Annotated in this window: 13 protein-coding genes, 1 tRNA gene and 1 pseudogene; 7 read left to right on the top strand and 8 right to left on the bottom strand. The window is 60.8% G+C overall.

Annotation, left to right across the window (positions count from 1 at the left end; all coding sequences use genetic code 11):
• Positions 1–328: 328 nt before the first annotated feature.
• The 5 genes and pseudogenes from ACYSTU_RS09610 to ACYSTU_RS09590 all read right to left on the bottom strand — a co-directional run.
• Positions 329–404: transfer RNA gene (locus tag ACYSTU_RS09610), tRNA-Phe, on the bottom strand.
• A 91-nt stretch (positions 405–495) separates the two neighbouring features.
• Complete coding sequence (locus ACYSTU_RS09605) at positions 496–768, bottom strand: oxidative damage protection protein (RefSeq protein WP_016772129.1); 273 nt, start codon at positions 766–768, stop codon at positions 496–498.
• Entirely contained in the window at positions 765–1,832 is a 1,068-nt protein-coding gene (gene mutY, locus ACYSTU_RS09600) for an A/G-specific adenine glycosylase (protein WP_136492422.1), read from the bottom strand. The genes ACYSTU_RS09605 and mutY overlap by 4 nt, the downstream gene beginning before the upstream one ends.
• A complete protein-coding gene (locus ACYSTU_RS09595; RefSeq protein ID WP_498997705.1) occupies positions 1,829–4,045 on the bottom strand; it encodes an AsmA family protein in 2,217 nt (738 codons plus the stop codon). Before ACYSTU_RS09595 ends, mutY begins: the two co-directional genes overlap by 4 nt.
• Before the next feature lie 78 nt (positions 4,046–4,123).
• Positions 4,124–4,341: pseudogene (locus ACYSTU_RS09590) on the bottom strand (acetyl-CoA sensor PanZ family protein); the annotation flags it as partial.
• A gap of 228 nt (positions 4,342–4,569) precedes the next feature.
• Between ACYSTU_RS09590 and ACYSTU_RS09585 the strand changes: the two are divergent.
• From ACYSTU_RS09585 to ACYSTU_RS09555, 7 genes are all read left to right on the top strand, one after another.
• Positions 4,570–6,234, top strand: a complete 1,665-nt coding sequence (locus tag ACYSTU_RS09585) for an OFA family MFS transporter (protein WP_016772126.1) — start codon at positions 4,570–4,572, stop codon at positions 6,232–6,234.
• A 273-nt stretch (positions 6,235–6,507) separates the two neighbouring features.
• The gene (hisB, locus tag ACYSTU_RS09580; RefSeq protein WP_016772125.1) at positions 6,508–7,101 is read left to right on the top strand and encodes an imidazoleglycerol-phosphate dehydratase HisB; all 594 of its coding nucleotides are present in this window, start codon (positions 6,508–6,510) and stop codon (positions 7,099–7,101) included.
• The gene (hisH, locus tag ACYSTU_RS09575) at positions 7,101–7,739 is read left to right on the top strand and encodes an imidazole glycerol phosphate synthase subunit HisH (RefSeq protein WP_016772124.1); all 639 of its coding nucleotides are present in this window, start codon (positions 7,101–7,103) and stop codon (positions 7,737–7,739) included. Before hisB ends, hisH begins: the two co-directional genes overlap by 1 nt.
• Positions 7,740–8,000: a DUF2164 domain-containing protein gene (locus ACYSTU_RS09570; RefSeq protein WP_016772123.1), complete on the top strand. Its 261-nt coding sequence runs from the start codon at positions 7,740–7,742 to the stop codon at positions 7,998–8,000.
• Positions 8,001–8,103: 103 nt separating this feature from the next.
• Entirely contained in the window at positions 8,104–8,853 is a 750-nt protein-coding gene (hisA, locus tag ACYSTU_RS09565) for a 1-(5-phosphoribosyl)-5-[(5-phosphoribosylamino)methylideneamino]imidazole-4-carboxamide isomerase (protein ID WP_498997698.1), read from the top strand.
• Between the two features lie 93 nt (positions 8,854–8,946).
• Positions 8,947–9,717, top strand: coding sequence for an imidazole glycerol phosphate synthase subunit HisF (gene hisF / locus ACYSTU_RS09560; RefSeq protein WP_016772122.1), 771 nt, complete (start codon positions 8,947–8,949; stop codon positions 9,715–9,717).
• A gap of 73 nt (positions 9,718–9,790) precedes the next feature.
• Positions 9,791–10,546, top strand: a complete 756-nt coding sequence (locus tag ACYSTU_RS09555; protein ID WP_024011222.1) for a substrate-binding periplasmic protein — start codon at positions 9,791–9,793, stop codon at positions 10,544–10,546.
• Here the strand turns inward: ACYSTU_RS09555 and ACYSTU_RS09550 are convergent.
• The 3 genes from ACYSTU_RS09550 to ACYSTU_RS09540 form a co-directional block, all read right to left on the bottom strand.
• Positions 10,527–11,903, bottom strand: a complete 1,377-nt coding sequence (locus ACYSTU_RS09550) for a Vps62-related protein (protein ID WP_498997694.1) — start codon at positions 11,901–11,903, stop codon at positions 10,527–10,529. The genes ACYSTU_RS09555 and ACYSTU_RS09550 overlap by 20 nt on opposite strands.
• A gap of 117 nt (positions 11,904–12,020) precedes the next feature.
• Positions 12,021–12,797, bottom strand: coding sequence for a divergent polysaccharide deacetylase family protein (locus ACYSTU_RS09545; protein WP_130929048.1), 777 nt, complete (start codon positions 12,795–12,797; stop codon positions 12,021–12,023).
• Between the two features lie 2 nt (positions 12,798–12,799).
• Positions 12,800–14,119 carry a S41 family peptidase gene (locus ACYSTU_RS09540; protein WP_039756590.1) on the bottom strand — a complete coding sequence of 440 codons (1,320 nt, stop codon included), beginning with the start codon at positions 14,117–14,119 and terminating at the stop codon, positions 12,800–12,802.
• Positions 14,120–14,132: the final 13 nt, after the last annotated feature.

Here is a 14,132-nt window from a genome sequence, read left to right as displayed (position 1 = left end):
CTGCAGTTCGCCTGTGGGTTGGGTTCAGATTTTTTTGCTGGACAGGAAGTGACCTTGCGGGCGACGCCGATCGATTCAAAAAATCAGGGTTTGCGCTCTGAGGGCTACAGGAGTCCAGAGTGTTGCGGGGCGCAAAGTAGAGCCAGTCATTGGCTCGCCAAGGCTTGCGCAAAGTATTGGCGAAACGCCATCTGCGCGGAGAGATACAGATTTCGGGTTTTTTCCAGTACAGCTGGAATCCGGGTGTATCGAAGGACGAAGAGAGGAGGGGGATCAAATCGCAGGCATAAAAAAACCCTGAATCTTGCGATTCAGGGTTTTCGGTATTTGGTGCCCAGAGACGGAATCGAACCGCCGACACGGGGATTTTCAATCCCCTGCTCTACCGACTGAGCTATCTGGGCAACGGGGCGCATTAAAAGGGTTTTTCGGATTTACGTCAACGACTTTTTGAAAATTTCTTAAATTAATTCCGTCGCTTACGAAATCTGCGGGTTATTCGGCTGGCGGCACGTAGCCTTCGGCCTTGGCGTATTCCTCGCCGGAGAAGTACTTGTCCATTTCGCCCTGCAGGTATTTGCGATCTTCGGCGTTCATCATGTTCAGGCGCTTTTCGTTGATCAGCAGGGTCTGGTGTTTCTGCCAGTCGGCCCAGGCCTTGGCCGAGACGTGGTCGAAAATGTCCTGGCCCTTGGCACCCGGGAAAGGGGCGCGTTCCAGCGCGGGCAGTTCTTCTTTGTACTTGCGGCACATTACGGTGCGGGTCATGGCGATTCTCCTGCATTCAAGACGGCGGCCGCGCGCTCAAGCAAGGTCTTGACCGGGGCAGCAAGGCCCAGGCGCGGCGGGGTGGCGAGGTTATACCAGAGCCAGTCGGCCTCGGCCACGTGATGGCTGGCTTCCTGCACGTGAACCAGCCACGGTTCGATGGACAACTGGAAATGGCTGAAGGTGTGAACCAGGCTCGGCAGCGCCTGCTGCTGGCCCATGGTCAGCGAGTGCTGATCGGCCAGATGTTGCAGATCTTCCAGGTCGTCCAGTTCCGGCAGGCTCCACAAACCGCCCCACAGTCCCGTCGACGGGCGGCGATAAAGCAGAATCGCACCTTCGCCGTTGGCCAGCATTGGCATCAGCGTGCGTTTCTGCGGGATGGCCTTGCGCGGCTTGGGAATCGGATAACGGGTTTCCAGGCCAAGCATGTGCGCTTCACAGCCACGCTTGAGCGGGCACAGCAGACAGCTCGGCTTGCTGCGCGTGCAGAGTGTGGCGCCAAGATCCATCATCGCCTGGGTGTAGGCGTTGACCCGATCGTGCGGGGTGAAGCGCTCGGCGTTGGCCCAGAGTTGTTTGGCCACCTTCGGTTCGCCGGGGTAGCCCTCTTGCGCGGTGAAGCGCGCCAGCACGCGTTTGACGTTGCCATCGAGGATCGGCGCGCGCAGGCCCATGCTGATGCTGGCGATCGCCCCGGCGGTGGACAGGCCGATGCCCGGCAGCTCGGTGAGTTTTTCCACGTCGCGCGGGAATTCGCCAGCGTACTGGCTGACGACGATCTTCGCGGTCTTCTGCAGGTTGCGTGCGCGAGTGTAGTAACCCAACCCGGTCCACAGGTGCAGCACCTCGTCTTCCGGCGCTGCGGCCAGCGCATCGACGGTTGGCAGCGCCGCCATGAAGCGTTCGAAGTAATTGAGCACGGTGCTGACCTGGGTCTGCTGCAACATGATCTCGGACACCCAGACCCGATATGGATTGATGTCCTGCTGCCACGGCAAATCGTGGCGGCCATGGCGGTCGAACCACTCCAGCACCGCCGTGGAAAATTGCTCTGCTGTCATCGCTTGAACAGCCCCTTCAACGCGTCTTTCAATTCCGGGCTGACTTTATCGCCCAGTTTTTCGTCGATTTTCTCGCTGAGCTTGTTGCCAGCCATCTTGCTGGCCACCTGACCGAGACGGTCATTGTCGACGCGGCAGGCCTTGGCGCCCAGTTCCAGCGGGCCACGGCAGCGCAGTGGCCACTCGATGCCGACGAATTTCTCGCCGACCTGACAGGCCGGGTCGGGCATGGCGCTGGTATCGCCCTCGACGATGATGCCGACGCGGTAATCCATGCCGAGCACGCGCAGGTCGATGTCGCCGTCACCGTTGACGGTCATGCCGGGGATGCGCACTTTCAGGTCGGGGTTATTGGCGACGCCGTTGCGCACGGTCAGGTTGCCTTTGAGCTCTTCGAACGGCGTGTCCTTGCCCCGTGGCTCGCCGCTGAGGGATTTGCGATTGAGGGTGGCGATGCCTTTGCACAATTGCTGTTCAAGGTTGGCGTTGAGCAGCACGCCGTTGTTGATGACGAAACTGGCGTTGCCGTTCAGCGTATCGATCAGCGCCTGCTGGCTGTTGCCGCTGCCGGTGAGGCTGCTGGTCAGCGTTACCAGACCTTTGACCGGCGGATTCTTGCCTTGGCTTTCGATGATTTTTTCCGCCGGCACGCGGTTGAGCCGGGTCTGCAGGTTGAGCAGCGGCGCGCTTGGGCGCATGTCGAGTGTGCCGTTGGCGACGAAGCCGCCGTTGTACAGATCACCGCTCAGGTTAGTCAGCGTCAGCAGGCCGCCCTGGCCGGTGGCTTTGAGCGCGGCGTTCTGGATCGGCAGTTTGTCGAGGGTCAGTTGGCCGAAAGTCAGATCGGCGTCCACGTCGAGTTTGGCCAGGCGTTCGACCGGCAGCAGACGCTCGGTGCTCCAGGCGGTTTTGCTCGGTTTGTCCGGCAGCGGCGTGGTACCCGCGACGGCGCCGGCCTCGGTGCTGGCGACTTCGGCCTGACGGGTTTGCGTGGCGTTGTTAGCCTGAGCCGATTTCGGTGGCAGGTAGCGGTCGACGTTGAACGTGTCGGCCTTGAGAATCGCGCGCAGCGACTGTTTGGCGAAGTCCTCGATGGCGATGCGGCCGCTGAAGCTGCTGTCATCGAGTTTCAGGTTGATGTTGTCGAACGACAGACTGGTCGGAGTGGCAGCAACGCGGCTGACCAGTTCGACCTTGCTCAGGCTGCCTTCGCCCATCGCCGGCAGTGTCTGGCCGATGCTGTCGACGAATTTCGCCAGATCGAACTGGGCAATGGAAATGCCGCCGCTGATCTGTGGCGTCTTGTCGAGGTCGTTGGCTTTCAGCTCGCCCAGGGCGCGCAGCTGGTTGGCGGAAATTTTGATGCCGGTCCATTCGGCGACGTTCGCTGCCTTGTCCAGCAATAACTGGCCCTGAGCAGAGAAGGTCATGGTTTTGCCTTGCAGCGGATCGCCAGCGAGTTCGCCGGTCAGCTTCAGGTCTTCGAACTTGTAGCGCTGCAAGGCGCGCTCGAAGCGCAGCTCGCCGTTGAGCTCGGTGCGCACGCGCAGCACCGGTTGGTTGGTGCCAAGGAACGCGGTGGCTTTCACCGGGATATTGGTCGAATCGTGTACCGGGCCGGTGCTCAGTTGAATGCTTTCGGCGCTGAACTGCTTGCCGGTCAGCTCATCGGTGTATTCAACGCGGGCGTTGTTGACGGTCAGGCTGTCGATGTCGAGGCGGATCGGTTGCGCCGGTTTTTCCACGGCGACGGTCGGCTCGCTGGCGGTCGCGCCCGCTGTGGCGGGTGGCGTCGAGCCTGGCGCCACAGGCACCTTGCCGATGTCTTCCCAATTGCCGTGGCCGTTTTTGTCGCGGTTCAGGCGCAGGTTGAGGCCTTCGACGCGCACGTCGCTCATCTGCACTTCGCGGCGCAACAACGGCAGCACGCGCACGGACAGGCCGAGCATCTGCAAGTCGGCAAACGGTTCGGCAGGTTTGGCCAGGGTGGCGACGCTGGCTTCGTGCAATTCCAGGCCGAGCCACGGGAACAGGCTCCAGCCGATATCGCCATTGAGCGTCAGCTCGATGTGGGCCTTGTCGCGGGCAATCTGGCGGATCTCGTCTTTATAGTCGTTGGGATCGAAGAGGTGGGTCAGGGCAAAGCCTGCCGCCACAATGATCAGCAACAGCCCGAGAAGTACCAGACCCAGGATTTTGCCGAACGCTTTCATGGGCGAGTCCTTGTAGTTAGTCGAATTGGTCATATGGCCGGGGAGTATAGCGCTGCCGGCACCCGGTTCGGTGTGGCGTCATCTGCCGAGGGTCGGCGGCGGCACCTGCAACTTCGCCACCGGGCCTGCGCTTGAGGATGCCCGGCGGGCGCCAGAGGGTGCAATCCGGCCCCCGCTTGCGACGCCATTTTTTGCGCTTGGTTCATCAGTCGTTCAGTCACGCCCAGGCGACGGGTAACTTTTCGCACGCATAAATGGGACAAGTAGCAAACGGCGTGGTGCCTTTGCAGACGCGGGGTTGGCGGCTTCCCGAGTCGTACGAGAACAGATGACTTGAAAAAAGGTGATATCAGTTTGGTTTTTCTGTCACCTGAGAATGGTAACCTTCGCCAGTTCGTCTGCCCGTCTGCGACTTAACGTCGCGCCTTCAAGGAGCGTCACCTAAAAAAACGGTCATGCCTGCGTGCATAAGGCCGAGGGTGAGCAGTGGCTGGCGAACCATACTAACAATTGGGGGATACACAATGAGCACGAGCATCACGGCGGACGGCCTCAAGGCCGACCAGCCTGCGTTCCTGTCCAAGGAACGCATCATCGCCAAGCCCGGTTTCAACCGCTGGCTGGTTCCACCGGCCGCTTTGGCCATTCACCTGTGCATCGGCATGGCCTACGGCTTCTCGGTGTTCTGGTTGCCGCTGTCCAAGGCACTCGGCGTTACCGCGCCGGTGGCTTGCGCGCCGGACATGAGCTTCATCGCGCAGGTATTTTCGTCGAACTGCGACTGGCCGATCTCCATGCTCGGCTGGATCTACACGCTGTTCTTCATCTTCCTCGGCTGCTCGGCAGCGATCTGGGGTGGCTGGCTGGAACACGCCGGGCCTCGTAAAGCGGGCGTGGTCTCGGCCTTGTGCTGGTGCGGCGGTCTGCTGATTTCCGCGCTGGGTATCTATACCCACCAGATCTGGCTGATGTGGATCGGCTCCGGCGTGATCGGCGGTATCGGTCTGGGCCTGGGCTATATCTCGCCGGTGTCGACCTTGATCAAGTGGTTCCCGGACAAGCGCGGCATGGCAACCGGCATGGCGATCATGGGCTTCGGTGGCGGCGCGATGGTCGGTGCACCGTTGGCGACTGCGCTGATGAGCCACTTCGCATCGCCAGAAGGCGTAGGCGTATGGCAGAGCTTCGTGGCCATGGCGGCCATTTACTTCGTGTTCATGATCGGTGGCGCACTGTCCTACCGCGTGCCGCCAACCGGCTGGAAGCCTGAAGGCTGGACCGCTCCGGCGAAGAAAGCTTCCAACGCCATGATCACCAACCGTCACGTCCACGTGAATGTAGCGTGGAAAACCCCGCAATTCCGTCTGGTCTGGCTGGTGCTGTGCCTGAACGTGTCGGCGGGTATCGGTATCCTCGGCATGGCTTCGCCACTGTTGCAGGAAGTGTTCGGCGGCAAACTGCTGGGCGTCGATGTGCCGTTCGGTCAACTCGACGCTGGCCAACTGGCCTCGATCGCGGCGATCGCAGCTGGCTTCACTGGTCTGCTGAGCCTGTTCAACATCGGTGGCCGCTTCTTCTGGGCCTCGTTCTCCGACTACCTGGGCCGCAAGAACACTTACTTCGTGTTCTTCGCGCTGGGTTTTGCCCTGTACGCGCTGATTCCGAACATGGGCCATCTGGGCAACGTTGCGCTGTTCGTGGCGGCGTTCTGCATCATCCTGTCGATGTACGGCGGTGGTTTTGCCACCGTTCCGGCGTATCTGGCCGACCTGTTCGGTACACAGATGGTCGGTGCGATCCACGGTCGTCTGCTGACTGCCTGGGCCGCTGCCGGCGTGCTCGGTCCGGTGCTGGTGAACTACCTGCGTGAATATCAGTTGAGCATCGGCGTGGAACGCGCTGCCGCTTACGACATCACCCTGTATATCCTCGCCGGCCTGCTGGTGCTGGGCTTCCTGTGCAACCTGATGGTGCGCCCGGTGGCCGACAAGTACTTCATGACCGACGCCGAACTGGCCGCCGAACAGGCGCTGGGCCACGACAAGGGTGCCGATGCCAGCACCGTTCTGGAGTGGAAAGCGGCGCCGGGCACCAAGCCTCTGGCGATCGCTGCCTGGCTGGTGGTGGGTATTCCGTTGGCGTGGGGTGTGTGGGTGACCCTGCAGAAGACGGCGGTACTGTTTCACTAAGGTGTTAGCTGAATAAACACCGAACCTGTGGGAGCGAGCCTGCTCGCGAAGACGGAGCACCAGTCGACATCCATGTTGGCTGGCGTGCCGCATTCGCGAGCAGGCTCGCTCCCACATTTGTTTATGGCATGCCTGTACTGGCTTGTATGGACATGTCTACCCGCGACAGTCGGGCGTTCTATCCGTCAGGCATCTCACCTCTCGTGTTTCTGTTTGCCTCCTGCGTGCCTATAATGGCTGCCTTTTTCGCCCAATGATTTTGCGGAGCTGGTGATGGCCGAACGTAAGGCGTCTGTCGAGCGCGACACTCTGGAAACCCAGATCAAAGCCTCGATCAACCTTGATGGCACCGGAAAGGCCCGATTCGATATCGGTGTACCTTTTCTTGAGCACATGCTGGACCAGATCGCCCGTCACGGGTTGATCGACCTGGATATCGAATGCAAGGGCGATCTGCATATCGACGACCACCATACGGTGGAAGACGTCGGTATCACCCTCGGCCAGGCGTTTGCCAAAGCCATCGGCGACAAAAAAGGCATCCGTCGCTACGGCCATGCCTACGTGCCGCTCGATGAAGCACTGTCGCGTGTGGTGATCGATTTCTCCGGTCGCCCGGGCCTGCAGATGCACGTGCCGTACACCCGCGCTACCGTCGGCGGTTTCGACGTTGACCTGTTCCAGGAGTTTTTCCAGGGCTTCGTCAACCACGCGCTGGTCAGCGTGCACATCGACAACCTGCGCGGCACCAACACCCACCACCAGATCGAAACCGTGTTCAAGGCTTTCGGCCGCGCGCTGCGCATGGCCGTCGAGCTGGACGAGCGCATGGCCGGGCAAATGCCGTCGACCAAAGGCGTTCTGTAATGCAGACGGTTGCGGTTATCGACTACGGCATGGGCAATCTGCACTCGGTGGCCAAGGCTCTTGAGCACGTCGGCGCCGGCAAGGTGCTGATTACCAGCGATGCGAACGTGATTCGCGAAGCCGATCGCGTGGTTTTCCCGGGCGTTGGCGCGATTCGCGATTGCATGGCGGAGATCCGTCGCCTCGGCTTCGATTCGCTGGTCCGTGAGGTCAGCCAGGATCGGCCGTTCCTCGGCATTTGTGTCGGCATGCAAGCCCTGCTCGATACCAGCGAAGAGAACGCCGGCGTCGACTGCATCGGCCTGTTTCCGGGCGCGGTGAAATTCTTCGGCAAGGATCTGCACGAAGACGGCGAGCACCTGAAGGTCCCGCACATGGGCTGGAACGAGGTGAAGCAGAACATCAGTCACCCGTTGTGGCATGACATCCCGGATCTGGCGCGTTTCTACTTCGTGCACAGCTACTACATCGCCGCCGCCAATGCGCGGCAGGTGGTAGGCAGCGGTCATTACGGTGTCGATTTCGCTGCAGCGCTGGCCGACGGTTCGCGTTTCGCCGTGCAGTTCCACCCGGAGAAAAGCCATACCCACGGCCTGCAACTGTTGCAGAACTTCGCTGCGTGGGACGGTCGCTGGTAAATGGCTGTCAAGAAATCCAAACCGCCGATTCTGACCCTCACTCCCGAGCAGGAGAGCGAGGCCAGTCGCAAGATTCAGCGGTTCATGGAAGACCGTTTCGAACTGGATCTGGGTTCGTTCGAGGCGGCGGAAATTCTTGAGCTGTTTACCCGCGAGATTGCTCCGCACTATTACAACAGGGCGATTTTCGATGTGCAGACCCACCTCAAGGAACGGTTTGAAAGCATCGAAAGCGACCTGTGGGCGCTCGAAAAAAATTAAGAGCAGCGGCAAGCGTCAAGCTGCAAGCTGCAAGAGATAGACGCGCGTGCGCGCTTGCAGCTTATGGCTTGCAGCTTGCCGCTCTTTTGACGAAGGAAAAAGCATGCTGATTATTCCCGCTATTGATCTCAAAGACGGTGCCTGCGTACGTCTGCGCCAGGGCCGCATGGAAGATTCCACGGTGTTCTCCGATGACCCGGTGAGCATGGCTGCCAAGTGGGTGGAGGGCGGTTGCCGTCGTCTGCATCTGGTCGACCTCAACGGCGCGTTCGAAGGCCAGCCGGTCAACGGCGAAGTGGTCACCGCGATCGCCAAGCGCTACCCGACCCTGCCGATCCAGATCGGTGGCGGCATCCGTTCGCTGGAAACCATTGAGCATTACGTCAAGGCCGGCGTCAGCTACGTGATCATCGGCACCAAAGCCGTGAAAGATCCGGCGTTCGTTGCTGAAGCCTGCCGTGCGTTTCCGGGCAAGATCATTGTCGGTCTGGATGCGAAAGACGGTTTCGTCGCCACCGACGGCTGGGCTGAGATCAGCACCGTGCAGGTCATTGACCTGGCCAAGCAGTTCGAAGCCGACGGCGTGTCGTCGATTGTTTATACCGACATCGCCAAAGACGGCATGATGCAGGGCTGCAATGTACCGTTCACCGCTGCGCTGGCCGCTGCCACCAGGATTCCGGTGATCGCTTCCGGCGGCATCCATAACCTGGGTGACATCAAGTCGCTGCTCGACGCCAAGGCACCGGGCATCATCGGCGCGATCACGGGCCGCGCGATCTATGAGGGCACTTTGGATGTTGCAGAGGCTCAAGCTTTTTGTGATAGCTACGCGGCCAGCTCCAAGTTGTAAGCTGCAAGCTGCAAGTTAGAAACTCGACCGCGATCGGCTCTTTCCTGCAGCTAGTAGCTTGAAGCTTGCAACTCTTAATCGGAGATTAAGCCCATGGCGTTAGCCAAACGCATCATCCCTTGCCTGGACGTGGACAACGGCCGGGTCGTCAAAGGTGTGAAGTTCGAGAACATCCGCGACGCCGGTGACCCGGTGGAAATCGCCCGTCGCTACGACGAGCAGGGCGCCGACGAGATTACCTTTCTCGACATCACCGCCAGCGTCGATGGTCGTGACACTACGCTGCATACCGTCGAGCGCATGGCCAGCCAGGTGTTCATTCCGCTGACCGTCGGCGGTGGCGTGCGTACCGTGCAGGACATCCGCAACCTGCTCAATGCAGGCGCGGACAAGGTGTCGATCAACACCGCCGCCGTGTTCAATCCGGAGTTCGTTGGCGAAGCCGCGCAGCATTTCGGCTCGCAGTGCATCGTCGTCGCCATCGACGCCAAGAAAGTCTCCGGCCCCGGCGAAACCCCGCGCTGGGAAATCTTCACCCACGGCGGGCGCAAGCCGACCGGCCTCGACGCGGTCGAGTGGGCGAAGAAAATGGAAGGCCTCGGTGCTGGCGAAATCCTCCTGACCAGCATGGATCAGGACGGCATGAAAAACGGCTTCGACCTCGGCGTGACCCGCGCCATCAGCGACGCGCTGGGCATTCCGGTGATCGCTTCCGGCGGCGTCGGCAATTTGCAGCATCTGGCCGACGGCATTCTCGAAGGCCATGCCAGTGCGGTGCTGGCGGCAAGTATTTTCCACTTCGGCGAATACACCGTGCAGGAAGCCAAGGCCTACATGTCGCATCGCGGCATCGTCATGCGCTAAAGCGTACAGGCCAGTGGACAGCATGGCGCGCCCAAGGCACTCTTGGGCACGCCATGGATTCCGGTAGCCCGACATGATCAAACGCCTGCTTGTTGTTCTCGCCAGCGCCTCGTTGTTGTTCATCAGCAATGCCCGGGCCGAAACCAGTCCCGACACCGATCTGGTGCTGCTCACCGAGAACTTCCCGCCGTACAACATGGCGAAGAACGGCAAGAATTTCGCCCAGGGCGACAACATCAACGGTATTGCCACGGACATCGTTCGCGAGATGTTCCAGCGCGCCGGCCTCACTTACAGCCTGACCCTGCGTTTCCCCTGGGAACGTGTCTACAAGCTCGCCCTGGAAAATCCCGGTTACGGGGCCTTCGTCATGGCGCGCCTGCCCGATCGCGAAAGACTGTTCAAATGGGTCGGCCCGATCGGCCCGGATGACTGGATCCTGCTGGCCAAGGCTGACAGCAAGATCACCCTCGACACCCTCAACGACGCGCGCAAATACAAGATCGGCGCCTACAAGGGTGATGCGATTGCCGAGACACTCACCAAGCAAGGCCTCAAACCGGTGGTGGTGCTGCGCGATCAGGACAACGCTAAAAAGCTGCTCAATGGCCAGATCGATCTGTGGGCCACGGGTGATCCTGCCGGCCGTTATCTGGCACGGCAGGATGGCGTGACCGGCCTGAAGACCGTGCTGCGCTTCAACAGCGCCGAGTTGTACCTGGCGCTGAACAAGGATGTTTCCGATGAGGTGGTCAACAAGCTTCAGACCGCGCTGGATCAACTGCGCAAAGAAGGCGTGGTCGATGAAATCATGGCGCGCTATCTGTGACCACATCCAGATCAGGCGATGGCAGCGCTTCTACGTTGGTGCTGTCGATGCCTGTCTCAGCGGGGATATCCGACGTCAGCGATGGGCAAGAACTGACTGACTCGATGGATTGCGGCGGGTATTGCGTCAGCAGAACGCTGGAGTCGTCGGTATAGCCGAAATCGACCGCCACTTGAGTACCGTCTTCCCTCACCAGTTCGTAATGGCTTTGCATCTGATAGACCGCTACGGCTGATTGTTTTGGCACCATGGCAATCACGATCTGCGGTCGCAGCTCGTGCCAGCCGTTGGAAGACGCTTCAGTGTGGGTCAGGGCCTTCGGCAGGCAAGCCGAGAATCTGGTCATGCGGATGTCGCTCAGAGGCGCGGATGGCCAGGCTTTTACAATTTCCATCGCGGTGAAGCTATGGAACATCCGCATCGTCACGGCGCTCTGCGCGCGCGGCGCAGTCCATTTTGTCGCGCGGTATGTGTTTGCCTCATTGCGCTCATAACCGATGAGCACGTATTGGTCGGTCCTCTTGAGTGCGTAGTAAGGTGAGTTGCGAAACTGCTCACCGGGATGCGCATGGTCTCGCACCGCGAACCAGGGCAGGCGGGCAACATGTGTGACTGTGGCGGGTTCGCTTTCGGCTGGCTTGGCATATCCACCGAGAACCGGAACCTGCGGTGGTTCGCTCAGTTGCACAGGGATCTGCATGCGCAACGCGTACGCCGATGAAGGTGCCGCAGGCTTGCTGTAGCCCTGAATGCCGGCGAATGTGCCCGCTGCAAACAGGATTTCGCCTGCTGCCGCAGTCGGCGGTTCGATGGCGTAGGCACTGAAACTCATTTTGGCGCCGCTACCTTTGTCATTCCAGATCAACTCGCCGAGGTTCGCCGCGACGACGAGGTCGACCCTGACGCAACGCACTGAGTTGAGCGAAGGTTTGCAATGATCGGTGGTGCAGACTTGCCCCAAGGCGACGTAACCGACAGGTGCCAAAGGGCGCCAGATCGACAGGCGCGCAACATTGGGCGCCCCGGTTTCTTTCCAGACCAGTTCAAAATCGACCGGACGCGCCAGTGCCTTGCCTCTGGCGTTTTCGACTCCTTTCAAATCCCTCTCGCAGACCACGGCCGCGACTACTTCGCCGTTGATATTGGCATCGCCGGGGATCAGCATATCGCCCAGGGGGAAATAGCCCGGCAGTGCATCCGGAGCGGGGGCAGGGCGCCAGAAGGTGGCGGGTTTCGCTTTCGAGCCGTTGCTGCTCCAGACCCGATTGAATTCCGTGGTGAAGTTGATCAGCAGGTTGTCCTGGATGATCGGTTCCATTTGCCGTGGCAGCGCTGCGATATTGTCTTCGATAGTCATGATGATTCCTGATAGTTGAAAGCGACGCGAGGGCGTCGCGACCTGTTGCAGGTCGCACTATCGGAAACGGGGACGGTTATCGGGTGGTAACTATGTATGTGCCAGCGTCACAGGGTTTTACCGGTAAACGCCGTCCTTGCCATGCCCGGCCATGGCCCGGTTGCTGCGCACGCTGATCATCTGCCTGATATCGATCCAGTCGATGCCTTGCGCTTTGAGTCTGGGTAATTCGCGCTCCAGCACCGCCAGGGTCTGCGGATACGGATGGCCGATCATCACCGCTGAGCCCTGTTTGTGCGCCAGGGTGATCGCGGTCTGCAACTGATTGGCAATGGCCGCTTCGGTGCGCTCATCATCGAGAAACACGTCTCTGGAAACGCTGGCCAGATCGATTTTCTGCGCCTGCTGCGCAGCGACCGTTTGAGCGCTGGTGCGGCTGTCGACGAAGAACTTGTGCCGACGCTGCAATTCGCCCATCAACCACGCCATCGCCGCAGGCTGCGCGGTCATGCGGCTGCCCATGTGATTGTTGATGCCGGCGGTGAACGGGACTTTTTCAAACGCGGCATTCAGGCGTTTCTGCAGCTCTTCGATGGGCAGTTCGGGGTGCCAGGCGTACGGCCCGGTGGCCGGATCCATGGGCATGTGCAGGATGACGATCTTGCCGGCGCGATGGGCTTCGCGGGCAAATTCGGTGGCGTGGGGGGTGTCGGGCATGATCGCCGCCGTGACCGGGCCGGGCAGGGCGAGCACCCGACGATCCCGGGGCAGGTTCTGCCCCAGGTCATCGATGATCAATGTCAGGTAGGCCTTGTGCGGGGAAGAGCTGGCGGACTCTGCTTGGGCAAAGCCCGCCAGACAGCACAACAGGACGCAGAGTGCGCGGAGCAACATCCTCAGCGGCCGGAGGTGATGCTCAGGCCTTTGAGCAGGCTCAGGGCCTGGGCCAGCTGGTAATCGTCATCCTGCGGCATCGCTTTGGCCTTGCCGCCGGAACCGCTCGGTTTGTCGGCGCCGCCGTTGCCGTTGCCCAAGTGACCTTGCAGATCGGCTTCCTTGAAGTATTCGCTGTCGGCTTCGTTGGTGATCTTCGCGCGGCGCACTTCGATGTCCGGCACGATGCCCTGAGCCTGGATCGAGCGGCCGTTCGGCGTGAAGTACAGCGCGGTGGTGATCTTCAGCGCGCGGTCGTTGTTCAGCGGCAGCACGGTCTGCACCGAGCCCTTGCCGAAACTGGTGGTGCCCATGACCACGGCACGTTTCTGGTCCTGCAGGGCGCCGGCGACGATTTCCGAAGCCGAGGCACTGCCGCCGTTGATCAGCACGACCATCGGCACCGCTTCGCTTTCGTCCTTGCCGGTGGCGGAGAAGCGCAATTCGGAGTTGGCGATGCGGCCCTTGGTGTAGACGATCAGGCCTTTGGTGATGAAGTGGTCGACCACTTCCACTGCCGATTGCAGTACGCCGCCCGGGTTGTTGCGCAGGTCGAGAATGATGCCGTTGAGCTTCTTGCCGTTGTCCTTGCGCAGTTTGGCCAGGGCCTTGGAGACTTCTTCGCCGGTCTTGACCTGGAACTGGGTGATGCGGATGTAGCCGTAGCCCGATTCCAGCAGTTGCGCCTTGACGCTTTTCACCTGAATCACTGCACGGGCCAGGGTCACGTCGAACGGCGTGCCGCCATCGCGAACCAGGGTCAGGGTGATTTTCTGGCCGATCTTGCCGCGCATCTTGTCGACGGCTTCGGTCATGGTCTGGCCGCGGGTTGGCTGGCCGTTGATCTTGACGATGAAGTCGCCAGCCTGAATGCCGGCCTTCGACGCCGGGGTGTCGTCGATCGGCGAGACAACCTTGATGAAGCCGTCCTCGGCGCCGACTTCGATGCCCAGGCCGCCGAATTCACCGCTGGTGCTTTCCTGCAGCTCGGTGAAATCTTCCGGGCCAAGGTAGGCCGAATGCGGATCGAGGTTGCTGAGCATGCCCTTGATCGCGTTTTCCAGCAGAGTCTTGTCGTCCACAGGCTCGACGTACGCGGCTTTGATCCGGTCCATGACCTCGGCGAAGGTGCGCAGCTCTTCCAGCGGCAACGGCGCCTTGGCGGTCGCGGCAGTGCCTGCCGGAGCGACGGTCGGGGCCGGTTGCGCGGCGAACGCCAGAGGCGCGCCGATCACCAGGGCGATCGTCAGGGCCAGCGAGGTAAGGCGGGACAAATGCAGCATGTCGAACGAACTC

This window comes from Pseudomonas glycinis (assembly GCF_054871425.1).
The sequence above is the reverse complement of the archived record's forward strand: the minus strand, read 5'-3'. Positions and strand labels throughout refer to the sequence as shown.

Bases quoted from the DNA above. Each gene is read 5' to 3' on its own strand.
- ACYSTU_RS09540 (WP_039756590.1), bottom strand. From the start codon at position 14,119: ATGCTGCATTTGTCCCGCCTTACCTCGCTGGCCCTGACGATCGCCCTG.
- hisF (WP_016772122.1), top strand. From the start codon at position 8,947: ATGGCGTTAGCCAAACGCATCATCCCTTGCCTGGACGTGGACAACGGC.
- hisH (WP_016772124.1), top strand. From the start codon at position 7,101: ATGCAGACGGTTGCGGTTATCGACTACGGCATGGGCAATCTGCACTCG.
- ACYSTU_RS09585 (WP_016772126.1), top strand. From the start codon at position 4,570: ATGAGCACGAGCATCACGGCGGACGGCCTCAAGGCCGACCAGCCTGCG.
- hisB (WP_016772125.1), top strand. From the start codon at position 6,508: ATGGCCGAACGTAAGGCGTCTGTCGAGCGCGACACTCTGGAAACCCAG.
- ACYSTU_RS09545 (WP_130929048.1), bottom strand. From the start codon at position 12,797: ATGTTGCTCCGCGCACTCTGCGTCCTGTTGTGCTGTCTGGCGGGCTTT.
- ACYSTU_RS09570 (WP_016772123.1), top strand. From the start codon at position 7,740: ATGGCTGTCAAGAAATCCAAACCGCCGATTCTGACCCTCACTCCCGAG.
- ACYSTU_RS09555 (WP_024011222.1), top strand. From the start codon at position 9,791: ATGATCAAACGCCTGCTTGTTGTTCTCGCCAGCGCCTCGTTGTTGTTC.
- hisA (WP_498997698.1), top strand. From the start codon at position 8,104: ATGCTGATTATTCCCGCTATTGATCTCAAAGACGGTGCCTGCGTACGT.
- ACYSTU_RS09550 (WP_498997694.1), bottom strand. From the start codon at position 11,903: ATGACTATCGAAGACAATATCGCAGCGCTGCCACGGCAAATGGAACCG.
- mutY (WP_136492422.1), bottom strand. From the start codon at position 1,832: ATGACAGCAGAGCAATTTTCCACGGCGGTGCTGGAGTGGTTCGACCGC.
- ACYSTU_RS09605 (WP_016772129.1), bottom strand. From the start codon at position 768: ATGACCCGCACCGTAATGTGCCGCAAGTACAAAGAAGAACTGCCCGCG.
- ACYSTU_RS09595 (WP_498997705.1), bottom strand. From the start codon at position 4,045: ATGAAAGCGTTCGGCAAAATCCTGGGTCTGGTACTTCTCGGGCTGTTG.